Here is a 6,642-nt window from a genome sequence, read left to right on the forward strand (position 1 = left end):
ATAATACACTTATCGTATGTTAGCAATCAATTATATAGAAAGAGAACTATTATGAAAACATCATTTAGTTACGGACCATTTATAATTAACCCAACGGGGGACCTGTATATCAACGGCAATGCCATGACGCGTGCAAATATTGAGTACGGAAACGTCACAGTCGGTTTTATAACATTCGCGTCTAATTCCACCCGCCGCGCTTTGGTTCAGAGTGAACTTTTTCAGGATACTATTTGCCAGTTTACCCGCTCGTATAAAACGCCGGAAACGCACGTTCACGAACTGGTTGTCAGCACTACGGGAAATGCCATTGCGTCGTTTAACAGTACCGATTATGTGCTGGACGGTATGACCCCGACCCTCATTAATGACGATTCTCGATACTGGCTGCGCACCGGCGACGGCTTGCACAGCGTGGCCGTGACGTTAAACGGTTACGCTGTGCTGTACGCCAAATATGCGACCGCGATGCGGCCAAAACATGCCTGGATACGTGGTCTGTTACCGGCAGACGTGCTTACACAGGTAGCCTCTGAGTGGCGCGCGCCCACAGAATGGGAATTACGGCACGTCGTGGGGGAAGAGAGTTTTACAGGCGTCACCGGCAACGTAGCGGCGGCGATGGTGGGGATCTCAGAAACCAATTTTAGGAAATACATTGCCTCTTCGACGGCCAAGAACCGGCAGCAAATGAGCTTTGCAACCTGGCATTTATTGTTGGCAAAGCTTGGGGTTTGAGTGACACGCTATCTACCAGCTTCAGGCGGGGGTGACCAGTCTGCAAGAACCCTACAATGGACAGCAAATTCAAACATTACTTGGGGAGGAATACAACTATATGGCGTGGCATAATAACGCTTCGAAAAGCCGGGGAAAACTCATGAAGCACACCACTCTCATAATGATTATTGTCGTTGGCATCTCAGGGTGTGATAACGAAAAGAATGTAGCCATTAAGGCCATGCAGTCTCAGTCAGATCATGTGCCAATAACGGTGATCATTAGTCCAGGCTATACCGTAAAAGTGGGGGGTAAATCAGTCCCGATATCCGGCTCGGATGAATGTTCTTGGGTAAGCAAGAATGTTGAGATCCTTGGGTCAAATAGAGAAGAAAACTCACGTTCGTGTATCGTAATCAAGCCGGAAACAAAAGCCGTTCCTGTGCTGATTAGGTTTCCAAATGACCCTATTCAAGAGCATTGGACAGTATTACATGAAGGCGAAAGTACTCTTTTACAGCGTCCTGACGGTAGCTATATCGAATATGCAAAATGATTGCGTTATAAGGTATCTATAAAATCCGCATGACCGATAACAGATAGAAACTAAAATAACTGATGCTGCCACTTTCCCCGATCACAACAGGGGAAAGCGACTGAATAGGGATATGACAAACCTGAAATAATGTTTAAGCTCACGTAAAAAAAGGGCTCCTATATCTTAATCTCAGAACCTCCGCTGATATCTGAAACGGGCATGACTCCTTGTTCAGCTTGAAAACGGCTTCTATTATCGCGGTCACTTTTCAGCGAAAACAATAATTCTCTGACACTAACATCAGCATCGTGGCTGGATCGAGAGAACGCTCCGGGTGATGGCACATAGTGATTATAATATGTTGCGCCTTCACATAACGGCCCGAATATCCACATCGATGCTTTTGGCTTAAGTGTTAAAGGTCGTCCGTCTGCCCGAACGTCTATATAAGCCCTTCCAGACGTGCTAATAGTTAATAATCCCTTATTTGCCATCTTTTTCACCAGTAACGGCATATCTAAATTCGATTGCTCAGAATGAATCATGGCCTGAATGCAATGATCATATTTATGACTCGTCACTTTATCCGGGTGGATAGGTTTCACCACGCCCGCACGAATGAGTGCCAGCAATTCCTGATGACGCTCTTTTTGTGGACCAGCAACCAACCGGTTGATTACCGGAGCATAGCGAGTATAGAAGATGTTTTTCGAGCTATCTGAAAGCCCTTTATCATCCATCATAATACGTAACTGGTGGCGACAGTTTCGCCATACTTCACTTGCCGCCTTTACCGGACTGTGCATGACACCGGTAATGCTTTCATTTAAATCTTCCGCAATTTCATTAACCAGCCATAGTGAATAGCTGTCTGGATGCACCTCCGAGGGTAAAAACGCTGCCAGCAAGTCCTCCTCATTAAATTCACCATAACGTGAAACCACATTTTGCATAACACCGCTGATCTCAGTCCAGCTGTTTGCTTTACGAAGCGCTTCTCTGAAACGAAGGGCCTTATTCATCCCCACATCTTTTATTATTCGCACACTGTAGTACGCAACCCGCATCTCAGCACGAATAAGAGGAAGTAGCTGGCGTTCAAAATCGATACTGTTTGGATGCTTATCCTTGAGCTGCTGAACCCTGTCTGCCCGAAATATTATAGCGTCCCGGTTAATGTTTTCTCCCACTGTCAGCGATTCCGGACGGCAGCGAAACGGAAGGCCGCTTCTGGATGTCAGGAATATCACAGGCTCCTTTCCTGATGGTATATAGTCAGGTATACCTCCGGATCGAAGGCTGAAGTGGCCTCCTCGTCCTATAGTCCAGTCAGCTATCATATCCATGGCAGTGAGCCCCATTCCCTGAAGCAAAACAGTTTCATCAGCATTAATGTGTGCAGCGCTATTCTCTGACGCCAGGCCATGCCCCGAAGTCAGGTAGACAGCATCAACATACAAATTTTCCTCATTACTCAGAGAAATAAGAAATTTTTTATCTGTAATTTGCTCAATATCTGTAACTTCCAAAGGAAGGTGACGAACTTTGATCGCGGGGCCTGCCTGTAACACGATAAAGTCATAAGCCCACTGCATATATTCGCCTAACCAGCTTCGGGGTAAAAAATCCCAGCTACATAAACGCTGATTTTCATGGGAATACCAAAAATCAGGCAAAGACTTGTGTTGCCGGCACCATTCCAGAAAAGTACACACAGGGCGACTCTCTCCCCCGTCAGATAACATGTTTTCATCCGGGAAGAGCGTGATCTGGCCAGCAACTGTATTTAGCATTTTGTATTCAGGTAACGATGGAGAATGCACGCCAATTCCTGGCTTTTGCGGATCAATGATCGATATCAGCATTGGGATATCATATTTTTGCGCATAGTGTGTCAGACGTTCCAGCACGACCAGTCCACGCGGTCCTACACCCACAACACCTGCATGCAGAACGGAGTCATGTTGCTTTTTCATATTCACCACCTTGACGTTTCAGCAAAAAAACCAGGCACAGTGAGTGCATTTCCGGTAGCTATCGCCTGCTGACACAGGTACTTACCCAATGCCAAATCAAGCACGCCCAAGCCAAATGGACTAAAAATGATCGGCTTATCCTCCCGTACCTGAAACTGACCGGTCATAAGCCCCGCCAGAGTACCGTCGATAAAATCCCGACCTTGAGAGCGTTGCTCGGCAAGATGCGGAGAGGTGGAGGCTTTAAGGCAATGCTCGATATCATCACAGATATTTTGTGATGCCAGGATCACGTCAGGAGAAATATCCCGGAGTGAAATGTTGAGCACTTTCTGATGAGGTTGAAAAGCAGTCTCTATATAAGGTGTGCTGGCCGTGGTGACAAAGATAACAATATCGCACGCCAGGACATCACTCAGAGAAGCCGTGTAGGCATGCTGACCGGCATCACACAGGTAATTGACAAGGTGGTCAGCTGAATCCGTATGCTGATCGAACACGACAATATCGTTGATTTTCCATTCCTGTCGGACAAAAAAATTACCGATAGTTCTGGCGATCACGCCGGCACCGACAAAGCCGATGGAGGGAGTCGTTCGTGATTGTCTATTCATCCAGTACGCACCGAGCACGGCTGATGCCGCCGTTCGGTTCGCACTGATAAGAGAACTTTCCAGACAGGCATAGGGATAGCCTGTCGCCAGTGAATTCAGAATCAAAACTGCAGAAGCACGCTGCAGATTATGCTCAACATTTCTGGGAAAACTGGCTATCCATTTTATGCCTGCCGTTTCTTCTGGATAGATAGCAGAGGGAAGGGCAATGATCCGATCTGAAGGTGAATCCCGGAACCGTAGAAAATAACTGTCCGGGTTTTCGGTATTTCCATTGTGATGATGAAGATAAGTATTCTTCACGATGTCCGTGACAACATCGTGATGTTTACTCAGATAATCACCAATGAATTCACCACCGATAATGTGAAATTCAGTCATGTTTATTCTCCTGTCAGATGGATAACTGTTTCATCAAGCATGGTAAAAATCCGGTAGGGATCATTGAGCAGTGCATGCATACCTTCAAACCGTGTGTTCACCCATTCATCGCTATAAATAGAGTCCAGATAACGTTCACCTGCATCAGGTGAAATCACCACGCAGGTTGCCTCTTTATTTATCTGCTTTGCCATTGAACAAAAACCAGCAAGCACTGTGCCAGTCGAACCGCCAGACAGCACACCGTTCGACCTGGCAAGCCAGCGGCACATACCAATTGCAGCACGTTCATCAACCAACAGCCGCCCGTGAAGGTGCGCGTTATTAAAAATTGGTGGCATCTGACTGGAGCCCAGACCAGGAATAAACCGTTTTCCGGGAGGTTGACCAAACGTCACAGAACCCTGGCTGTCTACGGCGATGATGCGAGTCTCAGGGGAATGTTGATGAAAATATTGGGAACAACCCATCAGCGTCCCGGTCGTTCCTGCACCAACGAAGAGATAATCCAGCTTTGGAAAAGCACGATGGATCGCTTTCGCCGTGGTAGCGGCATGTGTTTCCGGATTTGCTGGGCAGGAATACTGGTTCATCCAGATATAGCGAGGATCTTCATTTAATTTATCTCGGATATACTTTATTCTGGTTCCCAGATATCCACCATTATTATCTGTTTCTGTTACCGTAATAACGGTTGCACCAAATACTTTCATCATTTTGACATTGTTAATGTTGGTATTTGGATCAACAACACAAACAAATGGATAGCCACGTTCAGCACAAATTAAACTCAAAGCAACCCCCAGATTACCTGAGGATGATTCAATCAATATACTGTCTCTATGGATTTCTCTTTTCTTTTCATAAAAATCAATTAAACCAATAGCAGTTTTAAGTTTAATCGACCCAGCAGGGTTAAGAGATTCTAATTTCATGTGAATATGATCGAATCCCAGCCCCCGAACATTGATAAAGTTAGCGTCACCGACACACTGAGAGATAGTGTTCATAAATCTCCTTAAGCACTCATTGCGACGCGAGTGAACGAATTTTCATCCCGTAATACGCTGAGTAGTTGTTCAAGTAAAATTTCAGCTCGGACGGCAACCATTGAAAAAGATTGTGAATCACTGATACCATGTGTTTTTTCGGACATTCCGTTAGCCAATAAACACACACCTTTTCTTGATTTCAAAGTGATGTGATATTTTTGATTAACAATTATTCCACCTTGTGTGTTTCTTTCCAACCACGGAATAAGCATGGTCAGTGCGGCGGGCAATTCTTCCTGAACATATCCTGTACCCAGAACAATACCGTCTGTATAAATTTCCTCTTTCATTCTGGTATTAACATCTTCAATGACAACGCTGTACCCGACGCCCATTTTTTCAATACTAACCACTTCGCTGTAAGTGTGTAAAATAAGCCTCTGATTACCAGATACTTCTCCTTCATATAAGTGTGAATATAACGCCTGACTTTCATCTGCGTCCACGCCGGCATAATTGACTGCACGCACATCATTTAGGACTTTTTCACGAGTATGTTCATCCAGATGGTAAAAGTAACGCGCTTGCTCTGGTAAAAATGCCAGGTTCGGAAACTGACCTAACTGGCCTATCCGGAATCCAACAGTCCGATGAACAGAGTGAACATGAATATCTGGCAAGCGACTCAGCAGATGGGCTACAGCTTCTCCGGCACTTTGGCCCGATCCGACCACCAGCCAGTGATGTGGTACTGGACCTTCGCCCTGTGTCATATTTCGAAGATAAGAAGAGGTATGAAACACATTACCTTCCATACAACCTTTAAAAACGTCAGGAATATTTGGGGTATTACCGGACGAAAGTACAAGATGTTTCGTTGTGTATTCTTTCTCTGGTGTTCTGATCCGAAACCCGATCAAAACTTCTTCTGAAAGAACAGGCAATATTTCGGTTACAGGTGAATTATATATAACGTATTGCTTTAATTTTTCAGCAACCCATTTTATATAATCAGACCATTCGGCACGACTCGCTGGCCTGCCAAGAAGGCCGAATTTAAACAGACGATTTTTTTCTTTCAGATACATAGCAAATGAATATGCGCTTTGCGGATTACGCGGAGTCACCAAGTCTCTGAATAAGTGATGATTGATATCTGTCCCCGGAAGTAAGAAATTTCCATGCCAGGACGTATCACTGTTTTTTTTCAAAAAACTTCACCCGTTCTGAAGAACTAATCGCGTTCAGTTCTTCACATTCATCAATTGCGCAAGCAAGTGCAATACCAGCGGGACCAAATCCAATACAAGCAATATCCAAATCCCATTGTACATTCGATAATTCTGAAAAATGAAGCATGTGAATACCTCTCTAGTTTATTCAGAGAATATTTATATGGAAGGATTTCATTTACACAACAA

At 44.9% G+C, this 6,642-nt stretch carries 7 protein-coding genes; 2 read left to right on the forward strand and 5 right to left on the reverse strand.

Annotation, left to right across the window (positions count from 1 at the left end; all coding sequences use genetic code 11):
• Positions 1-123: 123 nt before the first annotated feature.
• Together J1785_RS04740 and J1785_RS04745 are read left to right on the forward strand one after the other, a co-directional pair.
• Entirely contained in the window at positions 124-738 is a 615-nt protein-coding gene (locus J1785_RS04740) for a hypothetical protein (protein ID WP_217218925.1), read from the forward strand.
• A 142-nt stretch (positions 739-880) separates the two neighbouring features.
• On the forward strand, positions 881-1,276 hold the full coding sequence (locus J1785_RS04745; RefSeq protein ID WP_217218926.1) for a hypothetical protein: 396 nt from the start codon (positions 881-883) through the stop codon (positions 1,274-1,276).
• Positions 1,277-1,434: 158 nt separating this feature from the next.
• On the opposite strand, the gene J1785_RS04750 is transcribed toward J1785_RS04745, so the two are convergent.
• The 5 genes from J1785_RS04750 to J1785_RS04770 are packed head-to-tail and all read right to left on the reverse strand — an operon-like array spanning position 1,435 to position 6,580.
• A complete protein-coding gene (locus tag J1785_RS04750) occupies positions 1,435-3,234 on the reverse strand; it encodes an FAD/NAD(P)-binding protein (RefSeq protein ID WP_217218927.1) in 1,800 nt (599 codons plus the stop codon).
• A 2-nt stretch (positions 3,235-3,236) separates the two neighbouring features.
• Positions 3,237-4,229, reverse strand: a complete 993-nt coding sequence (gene sbnB / locus J1785_RS04755) for a 2,3-diaminopropionate biosynthesis protein SbnB (protein WP_217218928.1) — start codon at positions 4,227-4,229, stop codon at positions 3,237-3,239.
• Between the two features lie 2 nt (positions 4,230-4,231).
• Positions 4,232-5,239, reverse strand: coding sequence for a 2,3-diaminopropionate biosynthesis protein SbnA (sbnA, locus tag J1785_RS04760; RefSeq protein WP_217218929.1), 1,008 nt, complete (start codon positions 5,237-5,239; stop codon positions 4,232-4,234).
• Between the two features lie 8 nt (positions 5,240-5,247).
• The gene (locus tag J1785_RS04765) at positions 5,248-6,432 is read right to left on the reverse strand and encodes a SidA/IucD/PvdA family monooxygenase (RefSeq protein ID WP_238483073.1); all 1,185 of its coding nucleotides are present in this window, start codon (positions 6,430-6,432) and stop codon (positions 5,248-5,250) included.
• Positions 6,416-6,580 (reverse strand): SidA/IucD/PvdA family monooxygenase, encoded by a 165-nt coding sequence (locus J1785_RS04770; protein ID WP_217218930.1) that lies wholly within the window; start codon positions 6,578-6,580, stop codon positions 6,416-6,418. The genes J1785_RS04765 and J1785_RS04770 overlap by 17 nt, the downstream gene beginning before the upstream one ends.
• Between the last annotated feature and the right edge of the window lie 62 nt (positions 6,581-6,642).

This window comes from Rahnella perminowiae (assembly GCF_019049755.1).
Classification (GTDB): Bacteria; Pseudomonadota; Gammaproteobacteria; order Enterobacterales; family Enterobacteriaceae; genus Rahnella; species Rahnella perminowiae.

What these genes read in the sequence shown, in the direction of transcription:
- J1785_RS04740 (WP_217218925.1), top strand. Translation starts at nt 124, where the DNA reads ATGACGCGTGCAAATATTGAGTACGGAAACGTCACAGTCGGTTTTATA.
- J1785_RS04745 (WP_217218926.1), top strand. Translation starts at nt 881, where the DNA reads ATGAAGCACACCACTCTCATAATGATTATTGTCGTTGGCATCTCAGGG.
- J1785_RS04750 (WP_217218927.1), bottom strand. Translation starts at nt 3,234, where the DNA reads ATGAAAAAGCAACATGACTCCGTTCTGCATGCAGGTGTTGTGGGTGTA.
- sbnB (WP_217218928.1), bottom strand. Translation starts at nt 4,229, where the DNA reads ATGACTGAATTTCACATTATCGGTGGTGAATTCATTGGTGATTATCTG.
- sbnA (WP_217218929.1), bottom strand. Translation starts at nt 5,239, where the DNA reads ATGAACACTATCTCTCAGTGTGTCGGTGACGCTAACTTTATCAATGTT.
- J1785_RS04770 (WP_217218930.1), bottom strand. Translation starts at nt 6,580, where the DNA reads ATGCTTCATTTTTCAGAATTATCGAATGTACAATGGGATTTGGATATT.